This window comes from Mycobacteroides sp. H003, from assembly GCF_001440135.1.
Lineage (GTDB): Bacteria > Actinomycetota > Actinomycetes > Mycobacteriales > Mycobacteriaceae > Mycobacterium > Mycobacterium gwanakae.
The window spans coordinates 470,146-492,457 of record NZ_LJYL01000010.1 but is presented as its reverse complement, the minus strand read 5'-3'; the positions used below and the strand labels follow the sequence as shown (position 1 = coordinate 492,457).

At 63.1% G+C, this 22,312-nt stretch carries 30 protein-coding genes, 1 tRNA gene and 1 pseudogene; 26 read left to right on the top strand and 6 right to left on the bottom strand.

Annotation, left to right across the window (positions count from 1 at the left end):
- The first annotated feature begins 47 nt into the window (after positions 1-47).
- Positions 48-545: a hypothetical protein gene (locus AOT87_RS08590; protein WP_131727998.1), complete on the top strand. Its 498-nt coding sequence runs from the start codon at positions 48-50 to the stop codon at positions 543-545.
- Position 546: 1 nt separating this feature from the next.
- Here the strand turns inward: AOT87_RS08590 and AOT87_RS08585 are convergent, their stop codons facing one another.
- Both AOT87_RS08585 and AOT87_RS08580 read right to left on the bottom strand, forming a co-directional pair.
- On the bottom strand, positions 547-768 hold the full coding sequence (locus tag AOT87_RS08585; RefSeq protein WP_057969511.1) for a hypothetical protein: 222 nt from the start codon (positions 766-768) through the stop codon (positions 547-549).
- A 119-nt stretch (positions 769-887) separates the two neighbouring features.
- Positions 888-1,118 carry a hypothetical protein gene (locus tag AOT87_RS08580; RefSeq protein WP_049234801.1) on the bottom strand — a complete coding sequence of 77 codons (231 nt, stop codon included), beginning with the start codon at positions 1,116-1,118 and terminating at the stop codon, positions 888-890.
- A gap of 146 nt (positions 1,119-1,264) precedes the next feature.
- Between AOT87_RS08580 and AOT87_RS08575 the strand changes: the two genes are divergently transcribed.
- From AOT87_RS08575 to AOT87_RS08485, 20 genes are all read left to right on the top strand, one after another.
- Positions 1,265-2,122, top strand: coding sequence for a hypothetical protein (locus AOT87_RS08575; protein WP_057969510.1), 858 nt, complete (start codon positions 1,265-1,267; stop codon positions 2,120-2,122).
- Between the two features lie 48 nt (positions 2,123-2,170).
- Positions 2,171-2,998, top strand: coding sequence for an ATP-grasp domain-containing protein (locus tag AOT87_RS08570; protein ID WP_237085109.1), 828 nt, complete (start codon positions 2,171-2,173; stop codon positions 2,996-2,998).
- Between the two features lie 238 nt (positions 2,999-3,236).
- Positions 3,237-5,237 carry an ATP-binding protein gene (locus AOT87_RS08565; RefSeq protein ID WP_057969509.1) on the top strand — a complete coding sequence of 667 codons (2,001 nt, stop codon included), beginning with the start codon at positions 3,237-3,239 and terminating at the stop codon, positions 5,235-5,237.
- A 38-nt stretch (positions 5,238-5,275) separates the two neighbouring features.
- The gene (locus tag AOT87_RS28325; RefSeq protein WP_057979864.1) at positions 5,276-6,445 is read left to right on the top strand and encodes a hypothetical protein; all 1,170 of its coding nucleotides are present in this window, start codon (positions 5,276-5,278) and stop codon (positions 6,443-6,445) included.
- A complete protein-coding gene (locus AOT87_RS08555; RefSeq protein WP_237084565.1) occupies positions 6,442-6,729 on the top strand; it encodes a hypothetical protein in 288 nt (95 codons plus the stop codon). The genes AOT87_RS28325 and AOT87_RS08555 overlap by 4 nt, the downstream gene beginning before the upstream one ends.
- Positions 6,722-7,216 carry a hypothetical protein gene (locus AOT87_RS08550; RefSeq protein WP_057969506.1) on the top strand — a complete coding sequence of 165 codons (495 nt, stop codon included), beginning with the start codon at positions 6,722-6,724 and terminating at the stop codon, positions 7,214-7,216. Before AOT87_RS08555 ends, AOT87_RS08550 begins: the two co-directional genes overlap by 8 nt.
- Positions 7,217-7,381: 165 nt before the next feature.
- Positions 7,382-7,660, top strand: a complete 279-nt coding sequence (locus AOT87_RS28665) for a hypothetical protein (RefSeq protein ID WP_052524969.1) — start codon at positions 7,382-7,384, stop codon at positions 7,658-7,660.
- A gap of 73 nt (positions 7,661-7,733) precedes the next feature.
- Positions 7,734-7,955 carry a hypothetical protein gene (locus AOT87_RS08540; RefSeq protein ID WP_052524970.1) on the top strand — a complete coding sequence of 74 codons (222 nt, stop codon included), beginning with the start codon at positions 7,734-7,736 and terminating at the stop codon, positions 7,953-7,955.
- Positions 7,956-7,987: 32 nt separating this feature from the next.
- Positions 7,988-8,227 carry a hypothetical protein gene (locus AOT87_RS08535; RefSeq protein WP_016886917.1) on the top strand — a complete coding sequence of 80 codons (240 nt, stop codon included), beginning with the start codon at positions 7,988-7,990 and terminating at the stop codon, positions 8,225-8,227.
- Positions 8,224-8,547 (top strand): hypothetical protein, encoded by a 324-nt coding sequence (locus tag AOT87_RS08530; protein ID WP_052524971.1) that lies wholly within the window; start codon positions 8,224-8,226, stop codon positions 8,545-8,547. Before AOT87_RS08535 ends, AOT87_RS08530 begins: the two co-directional genes overlap by 4 nt.
- A 36-nt stretch (positions 8,548-8,583) precedes the next feature.
- Positions 8,584-9,042, top strand: a complete 459-nt coding sequence (locus AOT87_RS08525) for a tyrosine-type recombinase/integrase (RefSeq protein WP_057969505.1) — start codon at positions 8,584-8,586, stop codon at positions 9,040-9,042.
- A gap of 80 nt (positions 9,043-9,122) precedes the next feature.
- Positions 9,123-9,308, top strand: a complete 186-nt coding sequence (locus AOT87_RS08520; protein ID WP_057969504.1) for a hypothetical protein — start codon at positions 9,123-9,125, stop codon at positions 9,306-9,308.
- A 17-nt stretch (positions 9,309-9,325) separates the two neighbouring features.
- Positions 9,326-9,661 carry a hypothetical protein gene (locus tag AOT87_RS08515; RefSeq protein ID WP_237085108.1) on the top strand — a complete coding sequence of 112 codons (336 nt, stop codon included), beginning with the start codon at positions 9,326-9,328 and terminating at the stop codon, positions 9,659-9,661.
- Positions 9,662-10,031: 370 nt separating this feature from the next.
- Entirely contained in the window at positions 10,032-10,166 is a 135-nt protein-coding gene (locus tag AOT87_RS29505) for a hypothetical protein (protein ID WP_256364532.1), read from the top strand.
- A gap of 232 nt (positions 10,167-10,398) precedes the next feature.
- Positions 10,399-10,734, top strand: a complete 336-nt coding sequence (locus tag AOT87_RS08510) for a hypothetical protein (protein ID WP_016886928.1) — start codon at positions 10,399-10,401, stop codon at positions 10,732-10,734.
- 23 nt (positions 10,735-10,757) lie between these two features.
- A complete protein-coding gene (locus AOT87_RS08505) occupies positions 10,758-11,120 on the top strand; it encodes a hypothetical protein (protein WP_052524979.1) in 363 nt (120 codons plus the stop codon).
- 5 nt (positions 11,121-11,125) lie between these two features.
- Entirely contained in the window at positions 11,126-12,076 is a 951-nt protein-coding gene (locus tag AOT87_RS08500) for an NlpC/P60 family protein (protein WP_016886930.1), read from the top strand.
- A gap of 82 nt (positions 12,077-12,158) precedes the next feature.
- The gene (locus AOT87_RS08495) at positions 12,159-14,204 is read left to right on the top strand and encodes a hypothetical protein (protein WP_237085107.1); all 2,046 of its coding nucleotides are present in this window, start codon (positions 12,159-12,161) and stop codon (positions 14,202-14,204) included.
- Positions 14,201-14,383: a hypothetical protein gene (locus tag AOT87_RS08490; RefSeq protein ID WP_005102468.1), complete on the top strand. Its 183-nt coding sequence runs from the start codon at positions 14,201-14,203 to the stop codon at positions 14,381-14,383. The genes AOT87_RS08495 and AOT87_RS08490 overlap by 4 nt, the downstream gene beginning before the upstream one ends.
- A gap of 139 nt (positions 14,384-14,522) precedes the next feature.
- Entirely contained in the window at positions 14,523-14,837 is a 315-nt protein-coding gene (locus AOT87_RS08485; protein WP_016886932.1) for a hypothetical protein, read from the top strand.
- Between the two features lie 91 nt (positions 14,838-14,928).
- Here the strand turns inward: AOT87_RS08485 and AOT87_RS08480 are convergent.
- From AOT87_RS08480 to AOT87_RS08465, 3 genes are all read right to left on the bottom strand, one after another.
- Positions 14,929-15,001 (bottom strand) — tRNA-Arg (locus AOT87_RS08480).
- A gap of 210 nt (positions 15,002-15,211) precedes the next feature.
- Positions 15,212-16,639: a hypothetical protein gene (locus tag AOT87_RS29280; RefSeq protein WP_023363492.1), complete on the bottom strand. Its 1,428-nt coding sequence runs from the start codon at positions 16,637-16,639 to the stop codon at positions 15,212-15,214.
- Positions 16,636-17,589, bottom strand: coding sequence for a site-specific integrase (locus tag AOT87_RS08465; protein ID WP_225332378.1), 954 nt, complete (start codon positions 17,587-17,589; stop codon positions 16,636-16,638). Before AOT87_RS08465 ends, AOT87_RS29280 begins: the two co-directional genes overlap by 4 nt.
- Positions 17,590-17,720: 131 nt before the next feature.
- On the opposite strand from AOT87_RS08465, the gene AOT87_RS08460 reads away from it, so the two are divergent.
- The 5 genes and pseudogenes from AOT87_RS08460 to AOT87_RS08440 form a co-directional block, all read left to right on the top strand.
- Positions 17,721-18,077 (top strand): helix-turn-helix domain-containing protein, encoded by a 357-nt coding sequence (locus tag AOT87_RS08460; protein ID WP_023363488.1) that lies wholly within the window; start codon positions 17,721-17,723, stop codon positions 18,075-18,077.
- Positions 18,078-18,228: 151 nt separating this feature from the next.
- The gene (locus tag AOT87_RS29275; protein WP_023363487.1) at positions 18,229-18,894 is read left to right on the top strand and encodes a hypothetical protein; all 666 of its coding nucleotides are present in this window, start codon (positions 18,229-18,231) and stop codon (positions 18,892-18,894) included.
- Positions 18,895-18,911: 17 nt separating this feature from the next.
- Positions 18,912-19,430, top strand: a complete 519-nt coding sequence (locus AOT87_RS08450; protein WP_023363485.1) for a hypothetical protein — start codon at positions 18,912-18,914, stop codon at positions 19,428-19,430.
- On the top strand, positions 19,427-20,413 hold the full coding sequence (locus AOT87_RS08445; RefSeq protein WP_023363483.1) for a hypothetical protein: 987 nt from the start codon (positions 19,427-19,429) through the stop codon (positions 20,411-20,413). Before AOT87_RS08450 ends, AOT87_RS08445 begins: the two co-directional genes overlap by 4 nt.
- Before the next feature lie 65 nt (positions 20,414-20,478).
- Positions 20,479-20,873 (top strand): annotated as a pseudogene (locus AOT87_RS08440) (sulfate ABC transporter substrate-binding protein); the annotation flags it as partial.
- 209 nt (positions 20,874-21,082) lie between these two features.
- Here the strand turns inward: AOT87_RS08440 and AOT87_RS08435 are convergent.
- Positions 21,083-22,087: a glutathione S-transferase C-terminal domain-containing protein gene (locus AOT87_RS08435; RefSeq protein ID WP_023363479.1), complete on the bottom strand. Its 1,005-nt coding sequence runs from the start codon at positions 22,085-22,087 to the stop codon at positions 21,083-21,085.
- Between the last annotated feature and the right edge of the window lie 225 nt (positions 22,088-22,312).

Below are 22,312 nucleotides of genomic sequence, written 5' to 3'. Positions count from 1 at the left end.
GCCCGCGTTCCCTTCCTCGACTGGGCTGGATGCCTGAGACCGCGGGCATGCTCACTGCGCTGTTTGGCTTCTGCGTTGGCTTCCCTGCAGGCGTGCTGACACTGCTGGCCTTTCACCGATTGCGCCTCCGCGCGAGCAAAGCGATGCCTCCTTCCGCCGTGCTTGAAGACACCTACGGCCACCCGTTACCACCCGTTTCGACCCTGCGTGGGGCGCTCCCGGACCCGCCCAACGGTCACGCGTGGGAGATCTCTGTGCAGCATGACGGCGGCGGAACACCTTTTCTCCACGTTGGCATCGTCAAGTTGAACACTGGAGACTCAGCGGGAGGCACCAAGAAAAACCTCATGAACGACCGGTACTCGACATGGGCAAGTAAGTATCGGCTATTCACGGGAGACGATGAGTACCTGTGTGAAATATTCCGGAGGGATTTCATTGGCCCGTTGACGGATTGGGCGACAGCTCAGGTCAATCGGCTGGATCATGCGAATGATGTCGGTGTGTACACCATCAGTGGCGATCGAAAAGGCATGCCCGGATGAGTTATCTGCGAACCTCTGCGTCTGCCAGCTCGCGGTCTGCGGCCGCTTGCAGCTCATCTTTCGAGTAGGGCCCGTCGCCGGCGTGGACCGTGACGCGGTATCCCTGCGCGGCGTAGGACACAACGGTCTGCCAGTGCCCGAGATAGTCGACCGGATCCCCGGTCCTGGAGTACACAGTGGCCACCGGAAAGTCCGGGTGAACATCGTTGGGGTACAGGCTCATTGCTCATCCGTTCTCGTACGCCGGACGCTCGGCCCGATCCGCAGCAGCGTGAAGTTGTTCAGCCTCAGCCGGATAGCAGTCGAGGATAGGGATGGAACCAGCGGTGACTTCTGTCCGCATCAGACGCCCCACGAAAACTGGCGCTTTTCGAGTTCGGGGCGCTCGGCACATGCGATGATCTCGGCGAAGTACCCTGCCTCGCCGTGTCCGCGCCCGTCCCCGGATCTCGAGTAGAGATGGTCGTAGGCCCAGTCCTCGATATCTCCAACTGGGGCAGGGACATCGAAAGTTTCGGTTCGCGGATACTCTGCGCCGTCGTAGACGTCGGTGTACTTCACTGTCAGCTGCATGGCCGCACAGTGGCAGCTGCAGTTCAGATCACAGCGCTGCGGCGCGACGCTGCCGGTTCGCGCCACCTTCGATTCGTCGTGACGCTCGCTCGTACGGTCCGGTGACCGGCGCCCGCCGCTGAACCGCATCTCGAAGGAACCTACAGATGAGCACAAGCCCGAGTGAACAACCGATCAATGAGCAGGCCGGAGCCGACCCGACAGAGCCCGTTGAGGCTGTTGTAGATGGAGGGACAAAGCAGCGGCGTCTCTGGGATTCCATACCCAAGAAGGCCATAGCTGCGTTGGCGATCGCCCTCGCGCCCCTCGTGTCTGTGTTGTTGGTTTGGATGGAACACGAGAGGGCGGGCATTGAGCGTCAACAGCCCACACCAGGGCAACTGGAAATCCCGTTCGCGACGCCCGCCACCATCTCGAATATCGTAATCACACCCTGCGTGCCGCGGGTGTCTGCAGAGTTGGTTTCAAGCCTCACCGCCCGCCAGGTGGCCAACGGCAAGACCATCATCGCCGAAGGACTGCGTACACGGACCCATCGTTCTGGAATCGTCGCTGCCTTGGCGGTTTCCATGCGGCAGACCGAGATGCGCAATCTTGCCAACACGGCAGTTCCGGCTTCGATGGCGCTACCGCACGATGAGATCAGCCGGGTACGTCACGAGCTAGGCATCTTTGGACAGACACCGTCTGATGGGCCGGTGGACATGCGGATGAGCCCTGCCCGAGCTGCGCGAAGCTTCTTCGCGGATATGCGATTCCCGAGTGACGGAACCGAGTGGACGCCCAAGGACTTGGCCGATCGGATGACACCTGCGCGCGATGCGCAGCCGATCGGAGTCTCTGTTGAACATTGCCCCTCGAGTGCATTCGTTGTGTTCACCGGCGAGTTCTATGAGCGCTACGTCGACGAAGTCGCCAACGAGATGGCGGCCGGCCAATACCCCGATGACAACGGGGACGCCATGCCGCCCATGGCTTCTACGCGTACCGGTCGCCGCCCGTGAACGCAGTGGCGGGTCCCTGTGCATAGCTGTGAAAGTGAGGTCGGCTAGTTGTCACGTCCCCGCCTGACCGTTATCACCCATCAACGCTGGCGTGCTGACGATCTCCGCCCGTACGCCGATGTGCGCCTGGACCACGGTCTGGACACGTCGGTGGCCGGTGACCATGACGTCGTGTTTTGGTGCCCGGGGGCGTGGGCTGCCGCTGCCATCGCCCGCCACCCTCATCTGCTTCTGTCGTCCGCCGGCCCGGCGTGGCTTGACCACGTTTATCAGCTGTTGGCGGGACGTGACATCCGGACCAGCACCGCGGCGGACCTGATCAGGGAAGCAAGCGGGGAGCGCATGGACCCTGTCTTCGCCAAGCTGCCCGAGACCAAGCACGACAGTTTCAGCGCGCGTATGCGCGAAGTCGGCGAGCTGCTCGCGGCGTTGTACCGACTACCGCCAGATGAGCCGGTTCAACTCCAGACCCCGGCGCACTTCGACTACGAGGTCCGCTGCTGGCTTCTGGGCGGACAGGTGGTCGCGCGTGCCGCCTACTTCCCCGACGTGCCGCGCGAGCAGTGGCCGGCATTGGATGATCCGTGTCGTTCAGCCGAGGCCGCAGCGTGGCTGGTACAGCTCGTACCGCACTACCTGTCGGTACCGCCTGCGGTCGTTGTCGATGTCGGCTGGTGCGTTGCCCCTGTGGTCGGTCCAGCCGGTTGGCGAGTCGTCGAAGCCAACGCGCCGTGGTCTGCCGACTGGTACGACCCCGACGACATGTCTGCCGTCGTCGAAACGATCGTCGCTAGTCAACGCGACGTGCCCGCCAAGTGGCGTTGGCAGCCGAGCCCGCTCCTGAAGCGCCTGTCGGTGGGACTGATCGCGCGATAATTCGGCGTGTCGCCTACTGGCAGGCGACAGCGCCATTGTCCCGTGGCACCGTCGGCCCATGCGACTTTCCCGGGCGCCCTACCACCTTGAATGGCCTCAGCCGGTGGATTCCAACCGCTTGTCAGACCCTCCCGCTATTCTCTAAAATAGAGAATACAAACGACAGGAGAATGACATGCGGCCATCAGCTCCGGCTTCGACACTGATCAGCGTTGGAGATAGTGACAGCTTGCCAACAATGACCAGCCGGGTCGACCCAGAGGGCGCGCGACGCATGATGGAAATGCTGGTCAATCTGTACGCCGACCGCCGACTCGCTGTAGTGCGTGAGTATGTGTCGAACGCAGTGGACGCCAGTCGTGTGGCGGGTTCTGCCGAACCAGTGCGCGTGACTACGCCGACACTGGTTGATCCTCACCTGACGGTGACCGACAGCGGTACCGGGATGTCCACCGATGAAGTCGAAGCCACCTTCTTGGCTTTCGCTGCCTCTACTAAACGGCATAGCAATGACCTGATCGGTGGACTCGGGGTCGGCGCGAAATCCGCATGGGCGCTGACGGAGTCGTTCTTGGTGGACACCGTCAAGGGCGGAAAACGCACGCTCGTGCGCGCTGCCCGTGACCTGTCCCACCAGGTTCTCGCGGCTGGCGTGGACAGCGATTCCCCGGACGGAACCTGCATCACTGTGCCTGTGGAAGTGGAAGGACAAGTTCAGGAATGGGCGAGTGTGGTGCAGCAGGTTGCCTCCGCACACGCGGCGGGAGCCGTCCTCGTGGACGGCAAGAAGGTGCCCAGTCTTGAGGGAGGCCCGAGCTGGATCGGTCCTGTCTCTTGCCGGCAGATCGGTGACAGCAAAGGTGCCGTGATGGTTCGCAGCGGCGGCACCTTGTTCGCCTCGGTGCCCGAGGTCACCAGACGTGTCCTTGAAACTACAAAACTGATTTCGTGCGTGATTGAGCTTCCCGTGGGGTCGTTCGATCACACTCCCAGCCGAGAGAATGTGGTCGCGACAGCTCGCACGCTCGCCGCTGTGGACACTGCCCTGGCTGGGTACCAATCAGCCTATGAGGCACTGGAAACGCGTCTCAATGAGCTGGCGGAAAAGGACATCGCTGCTGCGGTGACTCTGCGCGCTCAGACTCTAGGGAAGGTCGCTAAGCCCGAGCACCTTCCGATCAAGTTCCGTGTGCAGGTGCCCGCTGGCATTGGCGCTTGGAAGCTGGTGTTCAGCCAATCTGGGCGTGCACGATGGGACCGCGTCGGCGGTCGCTGCGAGGCCGACTCTTTCAGCGCGGCGCGCGGCTGTGAAGTCATGGGCGACACCGTGGTTGTCACCGAGGTTCCAGCCGGTCGCGTGTTGCGGGGATTTGCAAGGTTCCTGGAAGACGTACAGCCGGGCGCTCGGCGGATCATTCCAGTACCGAAAGGCCAAGGAGCCGTCGAACTTCCGATTATCGACGCCGAAAAGCGCACGGTCTCACAGACTTGGTCCGTCGGAGCGGCAACCGAAGGTGTCTCGCACTACACCTTCACGGAGTGGAACGAAGAGATAGCGAAGACCAAGACGGAGCGAGTGGCCTCAAATGCCTATCAGTGTGCATTGATCGGTTGCGACGGCGCGAATCCGGAGGCCGTTGACATGACCGCGGACGAGATCAAGGCATCGGGGCTACCGGTCTGGTACGTCCATGGAGATCGGCCCCGGCATCTCGAAAGCGGACCCGCGTCACTGGGGGTCTACTTGGGAAAACGTCAGACCAGGCCACTGATCGCCGCCGTGCCAGAGGCGATGACCCGCGAGAAATGGATGGATCGGCGTTTTCGCGCCGAGACCTCCGGGTGGACACGCGAGCAGCTTCTGGCCGTTGCGCTTGACGTTCTAGTGGCACACGCAGACGAGTCACAGTTTTTCGGTGTGGTCCCCACGGCGCTGGAATTGATGCCAGCGGGTCGGACGACGCCCGAAATTCTCACACGCATCGACGCATTGGTCAGCGACATGCGCCAGACCACCGCTGTTCAGCGAGCCGTCATGCTCTCGGTCTGGGGGAGCGCTTCGGCGGGAGCGTTGCGTGCCGAACTGGGTGAACTACGCCGCGATCTGATGCGCGCATACCCGCTGCTTGCCCATTTTCAGAGCTACTACGGACGCCGCGAACCCGGACCGGAATACGCCGAGTACATAGCACACACCCCGCCCCGGCTCCCCCAGAAGGCCGAAGCAGCAGCCGCGTAGCGGCACGAAAACCACATCAACAGAACAGGAATCAACCCATGTACGCACTCATCGACAGTCAGTCAATCGTCGTCAGCGAAGGGGAGTCCACCATCGTCGTGGCGGTCTCTGACCTCGCCTACGAGCCTGTGCGCAGGTATCTGGTAGACGAGCACGGTAAGGACTTCACGGCGGTCCGGCAGTTGACAGCCGATGCACGTGACGCGGTGAAGGCCGTTGTGGCTGAAGCATTCTCGGTTGTGGACGGGGACTCGGAAGATACGGATCGAGGCCCCGGTGAGCCGTCTTACCGCATCGTCCACGGCGATCCTGTAGAGGAGACCGTCTTCACCACGGTGTTGCGGCTTACGCGTGAGAACGCGGACCTGGCCCCGCTTGGCAAGTTCCTAACCCGCTTGGAGCGTAACCCTTCCGAGGCGTCGCGCTCACAACTGTTCGGGTGGCTCAAGGCCGGGGGATTCACCATCACCACGGACGGGTTGATCGTGGGGTACAAGTCGGTTCGCGCCGACGGCCTATCAGCCCACAGCGGACGCGAGTCGGTAACCGTCCAGCGCCAGGATGGATCAACGGAGATTGTCACCGGAAATATCCCGTATCCGGTCGGTGCGACGGTGTGGATGGACCGCAACCTGGTGGATAGCGACCGCCACTCAGCGTGCTCGGTCGGCCTGCACGTGGGCACATTCAGTTATGCGGAGAAGTTCTCTGAGCAGATGCTTGTGGTGCTCGTCGATCCTGCCGACGTGGTCTCGGTGCCTGTGGACCACAACGCGCAGAAGATGCGCGTGTGCCGCCTGCACGTCGCGGCGCTGCATGACGGTGAGCAGATCGCCGGCACGGTGATCGAGCACATTCGGACTATTCCTGACTTCGAGGCGGTCGAGGAGTACGGCAAGCGCCCGGAGAACAAGCCGCGTCCGACCTTCAGCGTCACGTTGTCGTTCGGAGAGCAGGACGATGACGATGACGATGACGATGACGATGACGATGACGATGACGATGACGATGACGATGACGATGACGATGACGATGACGATGACGATGACGATGACGATGACGATGACGATGACGATGACGATGACGATGACGATGACGATGACGATGACGATGATCAGCGCCGTGATGCGCACGGCGAAGGCCACGAGGATGAAATCGCCGTGCCGTTGGGGGAGACCCCGTGCGTGTCAGGTCAGTGGCAGCGATGAGCACTTCGGAGATCCGCGCAGATCAGCTTCGGGCTGGAGACTTCTTCGAGCATTGGGCGCGGCCCCAGGGCGAAGACGAATCTCGCATGTTCACCACAGAGGTACTTCGTGACGCTGAACCACATCAAGATCGATTCGGACAGGAACTGCTCAAGTTCTACTGCCGCGTAGACGATCCCGCAACCGGAGGAGTCCGGGAGGGATACGTCATCTACGGTCCGCATGCAGTTGTGTCGCGCATCGCGCAAGTTCGGTATCCGGAAGGGAATTTGAACAATGACTAGCGATCCTGCGATTTCAGCCGTGCGGCGGGCATGGGGCAAGCGTGGTGCTGCCGATATTGAGCCTTCAACCAGTGAGATTGCCGCTGCGGGTGAAGCATTGGAGCCGGTAAAGGCGTGGCATGCGCGGTGGTGCGCATCGCGTCAGTGGCACCTGCTGTCTCCGCAGGCATGGGATGAGCTCGTTGTTCTCATCTATCCGAGCACGGAATTGATGCCGGTGAACGCGATGTCGAATCCGACCGGAATCAACGATGCTGACGCCGATTCTCCCACCTTCGACGATTCGGACAGGGCCGATCTTCTCGGCTCGGCGCAACCCATTTCCGTGCTCTACTCCGCTGAGGAGGTCATGCAGAACCTGGAGTCCGAACAACAGAAGCCGGAAAAGGGGTGGTTGCGGCGAGAGTTTGAGCGTGCGCGGAAGCGCTCGGAATCAGTTCCTCCACATGCGCGCCCGGCGCTGATCAAGAGACCCCGGAAGAAGTGAGTGCGGCCATGCACCTGGTGAAGCAGATAGAGATCCTCGAGGACTTGCCTGACTTGCTGACGGCGGAGCAAGAGGTGGAGCTTGCCAAGCGGATCGAGGCCGGCGTGACTGGACCCGCGGCCTCCCGAAGCTCTGAACCAACTATTTCAATGAGGAAACTGAGCGATGACTACTGATCCGGTCGTCCGCGCCGCGCAACGGGCATGGGATGCGAAAGACCCACTAGATGGAATCGCCTACGTACCTGGCGATCACGGGATCTGGACACCTGAGGCAATGGAGGCCGCTGCCTGTGAGGCGTTGAAGCCGATACGGGCCGTACTCGACAAGCTGGCCGCTGATACTGAGCCACCCTGCGGTCCTGCCACGCGTATTCAGTTGTTCGAGAAGGCAATCAGTGACCTCTCACTCTTGGTGTTCAGAACAGAGGAGCTGGAGCCATGAGCGCGGCGCAAAAACTCATATCGGAAGCGTCTCAACATCATTGAACACACAACCCGAGAATGGAGAAGTACAAATGGACCTGAACATCGAGATCAAGTGGGGCGGATTTCTGACCAAGTGGGCGCTAGCACTGCTGCAGATTCTTGCCGCCGCGGCGTTCATCATGTGGGCCTTAACACCTACATCGCACCCTCTTGGGTATTGGACGATAGCAAGCTACTTATCCGCCGCAGCGGTTGCGTACTCGGCGATCACGCTGCCGGTGCGCATAACCGAGAGATCAGCGTCGGAGTGATCTGAAAGCCAAGACGACTCAGGAGTTTCTCTGTGCAGATACCGAATTCGATCATCGAACCTTGCGCCGCGGTAGCCGGCGCCCAGTATGTAATCGCCTTCAACGACGACGACTGGGACTGTTGGAACACTCTCGATGAGGCCTCGACGTATCTGGGTTGGCGCCAGGGTGGCCGATGGTTCTTCAGTGCGCTCGAAGGCGGCACGACAGGTGACTGGGACTATGCCGACGACGAGATCGTCGTCCTAGCCGAGGCACCGAAAGACGCATGATGCCTCCCGATAAATTTCAGCCAGGGCAGCGGCTCACAGACGCGGAGATCGCCGACTTGGATGAGCCCGTTCCCGCCGGCGTTGTCGCGGTGTGGGGTGCGGACTGGAGTGGCAACCCGGTGCTGCGTGGCGTCCGGTCTGGGTATCGGAGCGTCCTCGTAGGCAAGTTCGGAGAAGGGTTCGACGGGAGCGGTCCAAGCGCCACTCTCTGCGGCGAATGCGGTGAACTGCTGGTCGTTCAAGCTTCCGGGGAGCTCACACTGCTCCATCAGCGACATTTGGATCGGGAGCATGGCATCAGTGCGTCATTGCTTCGATAGACGTGGGCGCCACTGGCGGCGGGATAGGCTTGGCCGGTGATTGACAGCGCCCGCGGAGGGAACCTCAGATTCCAAGAGGTCGTCGAGATTGCCAATCACCTGCCGGAGGGCATGCGCTTGCCGGTCCTTCTCATCGCGTGCTGCCAGCTGCGCGTTGGCGAGGTGCTGGCACTTTCGCGCGAGGACATCATCGATGGCGCAGCGGGGATGACTCTGTGTGTGCGGTGGCGCGTTGTCGTGGATGCGTCTGGAACTGGTTTCGAGCCGTCCAAGCATCCAAGTGCCGAGATTCAGCTGCCCGAGGTGCTTGTTGAGCAGATTCGAGAGCATTTGGCTGGGTGCGAACCGGAGCCGGACAGCCTCTTGTTCCTCAACTCAACCGGAGAGCCTTGGTCGACTGTGGAATTCAGTCGGTCCTTCCGGGCGGCACTGTCCGCTGCTGGCGTACCTGTACCACCACCGCTGCACAGGCTCCGTCACGTCCGGTTGGGATGATCTAGCCGCGGAATCCCAGATCTGCTTGTAACTCCGACGGCTGGTTGCTATTCTCTAAAATAGAGAAATTGGGAGGGGCTGTGAGTGGGACTCAGAAGGTCTTCGCCAGCTATATCGGCAGGGGAGACCGTTTCGAGCATCATGCAGCGCTCCGTGGGCAGGCCCCGCGGAAATTCGTCTGCGAATTGATCTCCGAACCTGTGCTCTACTTCGATTACCGCCAAGGGCGCAAGGCACGGCATCTGCTGACTCTGGTGGGCCAGTGATGTCACACGACTTTTGGATGGGATTGCTGGTCATCCCCGTGTTGATCGGGGGATTGGCTGTTGCCGCCGCGGCTGTACTGATACTGATCTATGTATCAGCCAAGGTCGATCTCTCGACGTGGAAGTTATGGCCCAAGGGCGCTGACTACCTGTCGAATCGTCCAGTGCTGGCCGCGGTGATGATGCGAGCTAAATCAGCTCATTACCTGTGGATTCCGGGGTGGCATGTCGTGATATGCCGAACAACTCTGTTCAACAGCGGGGACGCCGAGGATGTCTTGCAGCACAGGCGAATCGAACGAGCGGTGCGAGAGGCATTGATTCAACCGATTGGAGAAAATGAATGCGAGTAGATCGCCTTCTGTGATCTCCGACTCGGTGGCGCGATGCGACCCGCCCGGGAACCCCGCGCCACCGAGTCGGTTCCAGCCTACGAGGCTGGGGCATTGGTCAGCATTTGGTTCGACGCTGATCGCTCGTGTGCTCAGGCGTTGTCGGAGTGCTCCTGTCGCCACTGCCTGTGTCGGATGACCTTTTTCACGAACACCGCGTTCGCTGAATGTCCGTTGGGGCTTGTGTATCTCGTGAAGTCCGAAGCCCTGTGCCTGCCTTCGTACAACGAGGGTGCGCGGTCGCCTCGTCGATAGACGTGTCCGGCACGCCATGTAGCTGCTCCGCGGCGCACGCTGCTCCAGTTGCGCCGACAACTCCCCAGGAGGCCCCATGTTTGACCTGAATGCACCGCTGGACGTAGAAGCTGCCCCTGAAGTCGAGGAGTACACCGGTCGCCACCGCGCGCCGGAACAGGGAAGCGCAGAGTCGCCGGAAACCGATGAGCGTGTCTGCATCGGCTGGTGATCCTGCCGGCTTCCGGGCTAGCGGGGACGTGACATTGGCTGGCTACAGGCCGATCTCCTCCGAACAGTTGTTGATCCCCGGAGTGGCAAATCTGCGCTTCATCGTGTTCGGGCCCTGGTTGATGCGCTAATTGGCCCTAAACTGCGGGCACATGTTGCTCATCAACCGGCATGTTAGGTAGGGCAGGCAACAAATAGTGCATCGAAGTGATACGCCCGGCTTAAGGAGAGAAGTGAGCGACAACATCACCATCGCGGACCGCGACGCTTTTCCGAAGAAGGTTGAGGCGATCGAGCAGGAGGTGGCTAATCTGCGTACGTTCGGTCCCAAGCTTGAGGCCATCGTCACCAAGGCTCGTGAAGAGGCTAAATCGCTGACCACCAACGGAGAGCCGGCGCCGATCTATCACGCGCTGCTCGATGCGTTGGGTTCCTGGCATACCGCGGCGTCGTCGGCAATTACCGCTGTCTGTGGCTCCGCGGACGGATGCGCGAAAACCATGACCGAAAAGTTCACCAAGATCACCGGCGCAGACGCCGCAGCAGCCAAAGACATCGCCAAGGCCTAGGCCGCAGGAGAGGAACACCACCCATGACACCCACCAACGCCTCGGTCTCGATCAAGGACACCGACAGATTCCGCCAGATGCTCGACAAGCTGGCTTCGATCCGCAGCGAGATCGACGCCAAGAGCGCCGAGGGAAAGAGGGCCACAGAGGCACTCCATGCCGAAGCGAGTAAGGGCGTGACTTCCTCTGGGACCACGACCGGCACACTCATCGCCCCCGTCTACAACGACACACTCAGCACGGTGGGAACGACGGTTTCGAAGGCCGACGAACAGATCGGCGCCGCCAATACCTCGCTGGGCAACGTGATCAGCGATCTTGAGTCCCTCGTTTCTGGGCTTTCTGCGATCGACAGCCACGGCGCTGCGAAGGTGAAGGAGGCCTAGCGGCCGTGACCACACCATCGATTAGCACCGACGACGGACTCATTCAGTCAGCGAGCGATCAAGCACAGCAAGGGTTGCCGACAGGCCTTGACGGCAAACCGATGCCGGGAATGGTTGATCCCCGCCTGTCCACCGCCGTCGACGACACTTCCGAACAGACCAAGCGCGGCGTGCATAAGGTCGGCGACGGAATCGGGAAGACCAAGAAGGATTCGGCGGGTAAGACCGCGATCGACAAGAACGGGTCCTCCGAGATCTCCGGCATGGGTGCCAGTGTGCTGCCGGCGCTGGGGCAGATGGCTTCTGGACTACTCGGCTCCGCTGGTCAGATGGGGCAGGGCATGCCCCAGATGCCGCAGGTTCCTGCTGCCTCAGCTGGGCAGGGACTTCCGTCATCGCTGTCCGATCCCACGCTCAAAAACGCGATCTCGAATGTGCTCAACGGCAACGGAGACAGCGCGGTTGGTTCGGGTGCGGGCAAGGGTCTATCGGTGCCAGGAGGCGCAGGCAAGGCCGGACCGACCAGCGTCGGCAAGAATGAGTTCCAGCAGCGCATCATCGACAACGCCAAGCAGGTGGTGGCCGCTGGGATCCCGTATGCGTGGGGTGGGGGTGACGACAACGGCCCCACACAGGGCATTCATGACGGTGGTGCCGCCGACGCAGCCGGGGACTACAACAAGATCGGATACGACTGCCAGGGGCTGGCCAAGTATCTGATCGCGCAGGCGTCCGGTGTGAGCATTCCTCACGGTTCCGGGAACCAGTACGCGGCTGGTCAGCTGGTAAGCGAGCCGGAAGTTGGCGACCTTGCGTTTCCTACCGACCCGAGCAAGCACGTACAGGTCTATGTCGGCGACGGCATGGTCGTCGAGGCGCAACAGTCAGGCACCAACGTCATGTTCTCCAACGTCACGCCCGGATCTCAGTTCGTCCGAGTCGTCAACGCAGCATGATCCGTGTTCTCGCGCCTGCGCGGGCTATCACGTTGTCTTCCGGTGATCATCGTCGCCACCGCACCAGCGAAAGGACCTTCTCGTGACAACGCCTGACATGCCACCGGTAACCACTCCGCACGCAGCGGAGATTATCGGGTCCAACTACCCGGTCACCTCGGAGTCCATGACGGCGCAGAAGGTGCTCGAGCTGTTTCAGGAGTCGGCCAAGTCGGTGGGTACCTCGGACACAGCCTCCACGATGTTCGCGCTCATCGAGGCCAACGCCACCGGTGAGACGCCCACAGCACTGCTGGAAGACTTCACCGAGGACCAGCGCGCGAACTTCGACCGTGCGCTCAAGCAGCTGAACATGGGCCAAGGCGTCAGCGTCATGGCCCAGGACATCTTGAACACCAAGGTGCAGCTCAACGGCACGGTGGTCAACTTCGAAGCCGCAGTAGAGGAGCTGATTGCCTCCTACGCAAGCTCGGGTGGGCCCACCTCGCCCAAGAACCAGGCCGAGTTCCAGCAGAAGTACGACGAGCTGCTGCAGCAAGCCAAGGATCAGGCCAACACCCTGGGTAAGAACCACAAGTCGACCCAGGATCAACTGGTGGCCGGTGTGCAGAAAGGCGCGGCGCCGGAGATTCCGTCGACGATGGCGCCAACATCGAGCTCGAATCCCAGCGTTCCCGGTATGCCCGACGGTGCTCTGGGGTCAATGCTGCAGAACGTGGCCGGCCAGATGATGAAGCCGCCGAACATGCAGATGCCCAACATCGGCCAGATGGCGCAGCCCGCAGTGCAGTCGGCGCAGCAGGCGATCCAGGAACTGATGAAGGGCAAGGGTCAGGGAGTCCCGATCACCGAGGACGCTCTCAAGAAGCTCACGACAAACGCTGGGCTGGCTGGCCAGGGCGCTTCGCTGTCCAACGCCCGCCGCGCCGACCTGCCAGGGACAGAATCGGGATCGGGTGCGCACCTAGGTGGCCCAGCCGGTCTCGGAGCCAAGAGCGCGGCCAACGAAACTGGCCGCCACTTGGCGCCGAGCGCCCCGGAGTCAGAGACCGGGCCCGACGGCAAGCCGCACAACCCGCCGACCACTCCCGCGACGACCGCGGCTCCGGCCGCGGTATCTCCTACCACCACGGCCTCATCTGGGGAAGCGGCTACGGGGCCCGACACGCTGACTCCATCCGCGCAGACGCACGCCTCATCGGGTGATGCCGGAGCCGCCAGCTCGACGCTCACACCGAATGGACATACCCCGGTCGCGGCCGCCGCCGGACCGGGCACGCCGATGATGCCCATGGTCGGGATGCCGCCCGCCGGTGCTGCACCATCCGCAGGTGCGGGCGGGTCTTGGGCCGCGGCGGTCGCCGAGCGGTCCAAAGGGAAGGCATTCCGGCCCGACTTGAGCGCCCCCGACGACGAGCTGCGCGACTTCGGCACCGAGGCCCGCGGACTGGCGCATGCGACAGACCTACAGCACGTCGCCGCATCCATCACCGCGGGTTTGATCCGCATGCATCAGCGAGCCGGTGTGCTGACGAACATCGCCGTCGGGATCAGCGCCTCACAAGCTGTGTTCGTCACCAGCGACGGTTTGGGCTTCCTGTCCCGAGGCATCAAAGCGCAGCCGAATCTGACTCCACTGATCACCGTGGTTCCCGACTCTTTCGTGCAGCGCTGGCTGGGTTGCGATCAACCGTGGCGCCCATTGCTCGATGCGGTCGCGCTGGGTCTGGTGGCACCATTCGACTCGGTAGTCAGCTCGGACCCGTCCGCGTCGCAGCAGCCTGACGTGCTGGTATTGGGCGCTCAAGAGCTGGCCGAGGTGAACGTTATTCCCGGTTCGCAAGCGCGCACAGAGGTCGACGCAATCGATACCGAAGACGTCGACGCGGTAATCGAGTACCTGCTCAGGCTGTGGGGTGCTCCACGGGCAACCGCTACCTGGCTCGAGGATCACGTCTGGCAGCAGCGCTGGTCAGGGGAGTTCGGGAACCCCGAACGGTCAGAAGTCTGGGTGCATTTCTTGCTGGCGGCGGCGATCGCCGACAAGGAAGTCGGAGATATCGACAGCGCCCGGTACATACTGCGCAATGCGCTGCGCGTACCTGTGCCTGCGCAGGTGCAGCGATGACGCAGGTCAACGTCCACGTCATCGGTGGCCGGCCGCTGGTGCGTTTGAGTGGCCCAGTGGTTGAACGCACCGGTGCGGAGCTAGCAGCAAACATCATGTCCTCGATCTATTTCATGACCGAAGATGGTGAGTCCGGTAAGCCGTTGAGCCTGGAAGCACCGCGAATTCGAGCCAATTGAATGTCTGTGGCATACACGTTTTCAGCACAGAAAGTAAGACCACTTGCTCCAGAAGCCATGTGTTGCCGGTAGTCATGCCGGTTTCACCGTGCCAGAATGACAGCAAGCATCTATTCGCCGACAGCAGGAGATACCAACCATGACCAGTGCAATCACCGGAGTGAGCAGCTTCGCCGACGTGGTCGGCCAGGTCGGCGGCCTGGTCGCCGAAACCACCGGATTCACCGCTGCGTCGTCATCCGCAACGGCAATCGCCGCGGCCTGCACGCCGCCGGGCAATGACGCCGACTCTGTGCAAGCCACCGCGCAGAACGCGGCCACCACAGCGGAATTCATCGCCATGCTTGGCGCCGGCATCGAGCAGCTCGGCGAACGGGCAGCGGAGACCACCACCGAGAACGTCGCCTTCGAGGCGCTCGGCACAGCCGGTTCCGCGGCCATCGCAGCCATCTAGACACCCGGCGCGCCAGCGCCTCTCCACAGGTACCGCCCCGTATGCGCTGCCGCGCTGCGGGGTGGTTCTTTTGGTGTCCTGAAAAGTCTTGTGCCCTCGGCAGGATTCGAACCTGCGACACCGGCTTTAGGAGAGCCGTGCTCTATCCCCTGAGCTACGAGGGCGTGGGACGTCTTTGGATACCTGACTAAAACCTAGCCGGTGGGAGCGCGGGGTGGTTTTCGGCGGTGTTCGTGGCGTCCTGGTGTTGTTCCCGGCGAATTAGCTGGTCGTCGGGGAGTAGCGGGTGTGAGTGTAGCGGGCGCGACGATAGCCACGCGACGCGCTGGCGTCCGTGGCCGGCCTGAGTGAGCCTCGCTGTCGTGGTGGCGGCGTTAGGCGGTTCGCTCTTCGGGGTGTCGTCGGCGGTGCAGGTAAGCCGCTATTGCGTTTCGGCCCAAAGCGAATCCGAGCATCACGGTCAACTGGCGAACCGCAGCAAAAGCGATCATCCGCCCGCCATAGAGGGTGCGGTCGAGGGTGTTGTTGAGGCTTTCGCTGTCTTCGCGCCAGCCATAGCAACGGTCGTAGACGCTGCCGCGGTCGTCGGTCTTGACGTGCTGGCGTAGGTGCTCGGCGCGGTTGTAGCCGCAGCTGCGGTCGGCGTCGGTGGTGTCGATACGCGTACGATGCACCGTGCCGCAGGATGGGGTGGCGAACTCGATGTACCAGCGGTGGCTGTCGTCGGCGTTGCCGCGCGGGTAGATCTTGGCCACCGGGCAGGGCTGCATGTGTCTGTCGCCGGCGTCGAGGATCTGGCGTTCGCAGATCCGTCCATCTTCGGTCCACAGGTCATGAACGTCGCCGCACGAGCACTCGAGTCGGGCGAATGCGGTGGGTACGCGGGTGCTGTCGTGCATCGGTGAGAGCACGGTCAACCCGAGCTTCATGGCGCGGTCGATGTGCTTGCCGCGGAACGCTCCGTCGTAGCAGACGCCGTCACACCGTACGTCGGCGTCGGCGACGACGCGGTCGATCATGTCGAGAGCGACACGAGCTTCACCGCCGTAGCCCTTGCCCGCTGGCACGGCGTCGACGTCGAGGATGACCCTGTTGTTGCGGATGGTGTCGGGGCGGGTACTGAGCATGGCGAACTTGGTGCCGTAGCGGAATTCGGTGTCGCTGTCGCCGTTTTGGGCTTCGATGCCGGCGTGCACGTGGCGTCCGCCTTGTTCGGCCCAGTGGTCGGCGGTGGCCTTGCGCACTGGTGCGGCGACAACGGTGCCATCGCCGACGACGTACTGCCCGCGCGCCGGGCTGGTGTGGGACACCCCAGCGTCTGGGTCGAGACAACCGAGTTCGCGCGCGAGCCGCCGCGCGAGCAGGCGAAACGTGTCAAGCAGCTTGTCGGTGTACTCGTCGAGTAGCCGTTGGGCGTAGTTGTGGTGCCAGCGCTGTGGTGGGCGCCGCGGCGCCCTTGGTGGCTGATGTTTGGCGGCCCGGTGGCGGATGGTGCGCCAGTAGGTGGGGTGGGCCATCGCGCGGGCGGCCTTGCTGTGCGAGCCCAGCACCCCGGCTAGGGCCTTGTGCAGCACGTGCACCCATGGGGGGTAGTGCGGACGCCGGCCCGGGGTTCCCGGCTCGTGGACGGGCAGGACCGCGGCGAGTTGATAGATGACCTCGTGGGAGGCGATCGCCTCGATGGTGTCGATCTCCAGCAGCGTGAGATCCATTGGCGTTTCGACCCGGCGCAGCTCGCGTTGCTTGATGCGTTCGGCGCCGTAGGCGCCGGCCTTTTTACGGGACCGGTCTTTGGGGTTCATAACGGGCCCGCCCGGTCATGCCAGTGGTAGCCGATGAGGGCGGCGGTGGTGTCCAGCGAGGGTGAGCCGATGAGACGCGCGGCGTCTTCGATGCGGCCGGTGCGGTCGAACTCGCGGCGCGCCGCGAAGGCGGTCAGCGATGCCGGCCGCACCCCGGAGTCGTCGGATAGCTCGGCGCGGGAGAGGATTTCGCGCACGGTCACGCACACCCGGGCCTGCTTATGTGCGTCGCTTCCGCCGGCGCCGGTGCACAACACCGGCGAGGGTTTGGGGCTGGGTAGCGGGCGGGTGAGGTGGGCGGCGCGCTCGGAAAGCACTCGCATCGACCAGCGGTCCAGCGTCAGTGTGCGGGGGCGATACTTGCTCGAGCCGTGCATCCACACGGTTGCGGCCTGTGGATCCAGATCGGCGGCGGTGATGTGTCCCAGCTCGGAGGTGTGCGCGCCGGCGAGTAGCAACGCCGCGGTCGCGGCGTGCCGAGTCGGGGCGGTGCGTTCGGAAAACAACCGCACCAGCGCGGCCTCATCCTCGGACAGTGGGCGCTGGCAGGACGACTGTCGGGCGGGGACGGCGATGTCGATAGTCGGGTCGTCCAGCGTCAGCCGCAGCCGGCGCGCGGTGCGAAAGAACGCGCGCAGCGCCGCACGGCGGTTGTGCATGGTCGCCACCGCCGCGTCCGATACGACACCGTGGCGGGTACGGCCTTTGGCCGCAACGAATTTCGCGACCAGCGCGTGATCGACTGCGGCGAGGGTGGTGACGTCGTGCACTGCGGCGAATCGGCTGAATCGGCGGATCAGCAGACCGAACTTGTCCAGCGTCTGCGCGGCCAGCACCCCATCGGCGATCCACGCACCGGTCACCGCCTGCACCGCCGCGGCCAGGCTCCCGTCAGCCATGGCCGGCCCCCACTGCAGCGGCAGCAGCAGCTGCACCCCGGGCCTCAGCATGCGGCGCCGCCGTTGATGACAGCTGGATCATCATGGTGACCCCTTCCCAAGTGGTGCGTGTATGCACCATTGGAGCAGAGGGGTCCGACACGTCGGCCTGCGGCGACGGTGGGGCGGGATATCGTGGGCCTGTGTCGCGCAGCAATGGTGACCGCCCACCGAGCGCATACGTCTTGCGGGGGTTCTGGCCGGACGCCGACCTGGACCCCGACGCGCCACCGTCGGCACCTGCCGCGCAGCAGCTCGCGCGTGCATTGCGCGCAGCCATGACCGAGACCGCCACCGGCCAGCGAGCACTCGCGGCGACCAGCGGAGTGGCCCACACCACCATCGGACGGATCCTGGCCGGCACCGTGCTCTGCGACATCGGCTCCCTGGCCCGCCTGGAACAGGCCCTGGGCCGACGGCTGTGGCCCGAACGTGACGACGTGCAAAGCCGCCCCCGCTCCAAGCACCGAGCGACCACCCGAAAGGCGAGTGGCGTCTGACACGTGAGGCAGGTTACAGGGTTGTAGTTCGATTGCAGGCCCGCCGATGCGGTGTGTTGCGCTTGACTCACGTTACAAGTGGCAGAACACTAGGTGTCGCGCGAACATACAGACGCGTCAACAGACCGAGCTAATGGGCGGTGGGCTGACTATGGGTAAGACCAGCAGATCGCTGATCGATTTGATCGACGTCGCCGCGCAACGTTACGGTGGGGCGTCCGGGCGCAGGCTAGCCGAGCTGGCGCAACACGGCGGGCATGACATTTCGCACGCGACGCTGAACCGGCTGCGGCAGGGCACGTATGCCACCCGGCCCTCGGATGCGTCGATTCGGGCGATCGCCTACCTGGCCGACGTGTCGGAGAATACCGCGTTCGCGGCGGCTGGGGTGAGGGCGCCGGGTGCGGTGGGGTATGAGCCGCCGTCTGAGGCCCAGCGCATGAACACCCGCCAGTGCAAGGCGATCGACGAGCTGATTCGGGCATTCATCGCCGACGACACCGGCGCGGTGGCGACCCGCAGCGACCTGACCAACCTCGTCGATGCGCGGCAACGGCTTGGGGCCGCGTTGAGCGCGGTCGACGTTGCTCAGCCCGCGACGGGCCAACTCGTGGCCGCCGCACAGGATGCGATGCGCTGCATCGACGAGACGCTGGACATTTTGAGCAACACCAGCGCGATGCCTCCGTCCTGGCACGGCAAGCCGCCGGAGGAGATGACCGACGCCGAACTGGACGAGGCCGCCGCGGCCGGGGACCCCTGGCCTGCGTACATTCGCACCAGGACGAAGGAGCGGATCGACGTCGACGGGGGGTAGACATGCTTCCGCGCTGCATGGGCGAGCACGGAACACTACCGCCGGGCATCCATCGGGCGACGTTGGACGAGGTACGCTCTCGATTCGTCGATGACGCTGCCGATCACACGCGCGAGCGGCGTGGCTTGATTCTGGATGCGATCCGGATTCACATCACCCTTGTCAGACAGTTGTTCTATCGTCACGAGATCACGATTTGGCTCAGCGGCGGCTTCTGCACCTATAAAGACGACACGCCCGGCGACGGCGATTTCGCCTGTCTGGTGCCAGCTCACGCGTTGGAGCAGGTACACGGTGATGCCGCACTGCCGCTGTGGACTCTCGGCTCGGTCACCGGCACCCTCGGGCACAGTGACCTGGTTGTGCAGACAGACAAGCTGCATTGCATGGGCGGGCTCACCGACGCCCTGGTGGTGAACCGCGACAACCCATATGCCGTTGAGCGGCAACGCCGGTGGTGGTCACGGGTGATCGGCCCCGATGGTGAGATAATCGACAGTGCGACAAAGGGCTTCGTGGAGGTGATCGATCAATGACCGGTCTCGGCCACCTCTCCGGCCTCAGCGACGACGACCTGCTTCGAGCCGCCATCCGCTATGAATACGAGCATTTCCCCGACACCGCGGATTTCGCACTCGGCCAGCTGTATTCGGGCACGGTACAAGGTGATCCGGCCGCAGAACGCGTCTGGGCCGAAGAAACCGCGCCTGAACAAGTCGAGCTCGACCTGCACTTGGAGGGCGCCGGGGTGCGGGGCCATGCCACCCGCGCGGACAAACTCGCAACCTTCGTCGCCGGAGTCAACGACGCCACCAAAGCGATCGTTCGAGAGAGACTTCAACTGAACGCGCTGAATCGAAACCTTCTCATACACGGGCTCGGTCCCGGCTCGGTGCGGGTTGTGCTGCGCGCCGACGCCCCACTTGACGGAGATGCGAAGCATGTACCACTCGGCGGCACAAGCCAATTCGCCTCAAGCCCCGATTCGGAGGCGCTGCGCACAATCGCCCGGCTGTTCACCAACGCTAGCTCCAGTGCCGCCGGAGTCGGCAGCGACGTGCGTGACCTACCGATCAAAGCGCGACGAGGCCTGCTGCGCTCCACATCCGCAATGAGAACAGCTGGATGGGACATCGCCGGACAGATACGCCAGCGCGGCCTCGGATCTACCGAAGTCGCCTTCACCCAGGCCGGAGCCGCGCTGCTTGGCAGCGAACTGAAAAACTACAACTACGACAGCGAACGCGGATGGGCGATCGGCACCATCGACGGTTTCCGCCGCAGCCTCGGCAGCCTATACCTCACCCCGTCAGGCACCAAAACCCCTCTGGCGGTCAACGTCAGCGACCCCGACACCCTCGCCGCCGCCGCGCGGCTGGCCGCCGAGGAGGGAGTGGTCGTGCAGGTGCAGATCGAAACCGTGCGCGCGCTCAGCAGTGAGGAATCGACTCGCATGACAACCAGCCGCAGCCTGCTGCAGATCGAACGTGCCGCCGAATCACTGCCCTACCCCGAATAACCTTGCTGCTGTCGGGCACGCGACGCGGCGGGCGGCCGCTGCCGTTAAACCACATCGAGCGGTTCATGAGGCACATCAGCAAGTCATGGGGCAGCGCAGCCGCATTGGCCGTTACCGCAACCCTGCTCGCGGGATACGGCGGGGGGCCGCCAGGTGATGTCGCCGGTGGCGACAAGCGGCCGACCGGTGAGACGACGCTACGCGTGGTGCCCACGCCGCGCCGAAGCCCGGCTGGAGCAAGACCATCCACGCCTTCGCCGCCACGCCGGAGGGCAGGGGAGTGGCCGTGACCACGTTCTACTACGGCGCCTCGGGTGATCAGCCGCGCGCCGTTGTCGACCGCAAGCCCGCCGACATCGTCAACTTCTCGGTGGAGCCCGGTGTCACCCGACTGGTCAGGGCCGATGAGGTAGCCAAGGACTGGAACGCCGACAACATCAAGAGCATCCCATTCGGATCAAGAGCATCCCATTCGCGGGTGGGCTCTGGGATTTAACGCTTTACGGTGGCTGGCATACCACGCCCGAGGAGTGTGTGGTGGCAGTGAAGCGCTATGACCGCGACTCAGACAGCTCGAATGCGCGGCCGCGAGGACTGTATGTGCGAGGACGAGGTCTGTGAGCTGGAGCAGGTACGCCGTGCTGTCTGGTGTGTCGAGACCGTCTGACACTATCGGGCTTCGGGCCCGTCGGGCATGTGTTCCCCCTCGGGAGTCGACTCAGGTGGTGTGCCGTCTCCAAACGGCCTACCGCCTAACTCTTCCCGGCCGTGCGGCGTGAGCCAGTTTGACAGGTCAGGACCCTTCGGCACGACTTGTGTCGGATTGATATCCGTGTGCACGATGTAGTAGTGCTGCTTGGTCTGCACGAAGTCGATGGTGTCGCCAAAGCCCGGTGTCTGGAACAGATCCCGCGCGTAGGCCCACAGCGTCGGCATCTCTGTGAGTTTCGACCGATTGCATTTGAAGTGGCCGTGATATACGGAGTCAAATCGGGCCAGTGTGGTGAACAGCCGGATGTCTGCCTCGGTGATGGTGTCGCCTACGAGATAGCGTTGGGTCTGTAGGCGCTCAGAAAGCCAATCGAGTGCGCTGAATAATCGGTCGTAGGCTCTGTCGTATGCATCCTGTGAGCTCGCGAACCCGCATTGGTAGACGCCGTCGTTGACCTCGGTGTAGATGCGCTGAGCGACGTCGTCGATCTCGTCGCGCCGTCGCTCGGGATAGAGCTGGGGGGCGCCCTCGCGATGGAAATGGGTCCACTGCGTCGAGAAGTCCACGGTCATTTGGGCGAAGTCGTTGGTGACCACTGCGCCCGTCGGCGCGTCCACGATCGCGGGCACCGTGACTCCCTTCGGATAGTCCGGTATGCGCTTGTTGTATGCGTCGCGTAAGAAATGGATCTTCAGCACTGGGTCGAGGCCACCTGGGTCGAGGTCGAAGGTCCAGCTGCGTGTATCGTGCGTTGGTCCGCAAAAGCCAATAGACAGAACCTTTTCCAGGCCGAGCAGTCGTCGCACAATGATCGTGCGGTTGGCCCACGGACAGGCCCGCGCGACGATCAGGCGGTAGCGGCCTGGTTCGACGGGATAGCCGTCGCGGCCGTCAGCGGTGATGCGGCTGCTGATGTAGTTGGTGTCGCGATTGAATTCGCCGGCCGCGGCGACATAGCTCATGGTTTACTCGTCCTTTTCAAGGGGTTACCCGATCTGGAATCGTGTGGGATTGATGTGGCCGTAGGTTTAGACGAGGGGTGCCGGTCAGGGTTTCGACCTGCAATCGGTTAGCCACCTCCGGCGTCCAAAGAGCGTCTTCGACCGATTGGGTATTAATGCCCATCAACACATCTCACGTTTTTACCTAGAACATTGGTGTAGCTCGCATGCGCTGCGCTCCACGTC

Excerpts from the sequence above, each read along its gene's own strand:
- AOT87_RS08590 (WP_131727998.1), top strand. The coding sequence starts at position 48 with ATGCTCACTGCGCTGTTTGGCTTCTGCGTTGGCTTCCCTGCAGGCGTG.
- AOT87_RS08585 (WP_057969511.1), bottom strand. The coding sequence starts at position 768 with ATGAGCCTGTACCCCAACGATGTTCACCCGGACTTTCCGGTGGCCACT.
- AOT87_RS08580 (WP_049234801.1), bottom strand. The coding sequence starts at position 1,118 with ATGCAGCTGACAGTGAAGTACACCGACGTCTACGACGGCGCAGAGTAT.
- AOT87_RS08575 (WP_057969510.1), top strand. The coding sequence starts at position 1,265 with ATGAGCACAAGCCCGAGTGAACAACCGATCAATGAGCAGGCCGGAGCC.
- AOT87_RS08565 (WP_057969509.1), top strand. The coding sequence starts at position 3,237 with ATGACCAGCCGGGTCGACCCAGAGGGCGCGCGACGCATGATGGAAATG.
- AOT87_RS28325 (WP_057979864.1), top strand. The coding sequence starts at position 5,276 with ATGTACGCACTCATCGACAGTCAGTCAATCGTCGTCAGCGAAGGGGAG.
- AOT87_RS08555 (WP_237084565.1), top strand. The coding sequence starts at position 6,442 with ATGAGCACTTCGGAGATCCGCGCAGATCAGCTTCGGGCTGGAGACTTC.
- AOT87_RS08550 (WP_057969506.1), top strand. The coding sequence starts at position 6,722 with ATGACTAGCGATCCTGCGATTTCAGCCGTGCGGCGGGCATGGGGCAAG.
- AOT87_RS28665 (WP_052524969.1), top strand. The coding sequence starts at position 7,382 with ATGACTACTGATCCGGTCGTCCGCGCCGCGCAACGGGCATGGGATGCG.
- AOT87_RS08540 (WP_052524970.1), top strand. The coding sequence starts at position 7,734 with ATGGACCTGAACATCGAGATCAAGTGGGGCGGATTTCTGACCAAGTGG.
- AOT87_RS08530 (WP_052524971.1), top strand. The coding sequence starts at position 8,224 with ATGATGCCTCCCGATAAATTTCAGCCAGGGCAGCGGCTCACAGACGCG.
- AOT87_RS08515 (WP_237085108.1), top strand. The coding sequence starts at position 9,326 with ATGGGATTGCTGGTCATCCCCGTGTTGATCGGGGGATTGGCTGTTGCC.
- AOT87_RS29505 (WP_256364532.1), top strand. The coding sequence starts at position 10,032 with ATGTTTGACCTGAATGCACCGCTGGACGTAGAAGCTGCCCCTGAAGTC.
- AOT87_RS08505 (WP_052524979.1), top strand. The coding sequence starts at position 10,758 with ATGACACCCACCAACGCCTCGGTCTCGATCAAGGACACCGACAGATTC.
- AOT87_RS08490 (WP_005102468.1), top strand. The coding sequence starts at position 14,201 with ATGACGCAGGTCAACGTCCACGTCATCGGTGGCCGGCCGCTGGTGCGT.
- AOT87_RS08485 (WP_016886932.1), top strand. The coding sequence starts at position 14,523 with ATGACCAGTGCAATCACCGGAGTGAGCAGCTTCGCCGACGTGGTCGGC.
- AOT87_RS29280 (WP_023363492.1), bottom strand. The coding sequence starts at position 16,639 with ATGAACCCCAAAGACCGGTCCCGTAAAAAGGCCGGCGCCTACGGCGCC.
- AOT87_RS08465 (WP_225332378.1), bottom strand. The coding sequence starts at position 17,589 with ATGCTGAGGCCCGGGGTGCAGCTGCTGCTGCCGCTGCAGTGGGGGCCG.
- AOT87_RS29275 (WP_023363487.1), top strand. The coding sequence starts at position 18,229 with ATGGGTAAGACCAGCAGATCGCTGATCGATTTGATCGACGTCGCCGCG.
- AOT87_RS08450 (WP_023363485.1), top strand. The coding sequence starts at position 18,912 with ATGGGCGAGCACGGAACACTACCGCCGGGCATCCATCGGGCGACGTTG.
- AOT87_RS08445 (WP_023363483.1), top strand. The coding sequence starts at position 19,427 with ATGACCGGTCTCGGCCACCTCTCCGGCCTCAGCGACGACGACCTGCTT.
- AOT87_RS08435 (WP_023363479.1), bottom strand. The coding sequence starts at position 22,087 with ATGAGCTATGTCGCCGCGGCCGGCGAATTCAATCGCGACACCAACTAC.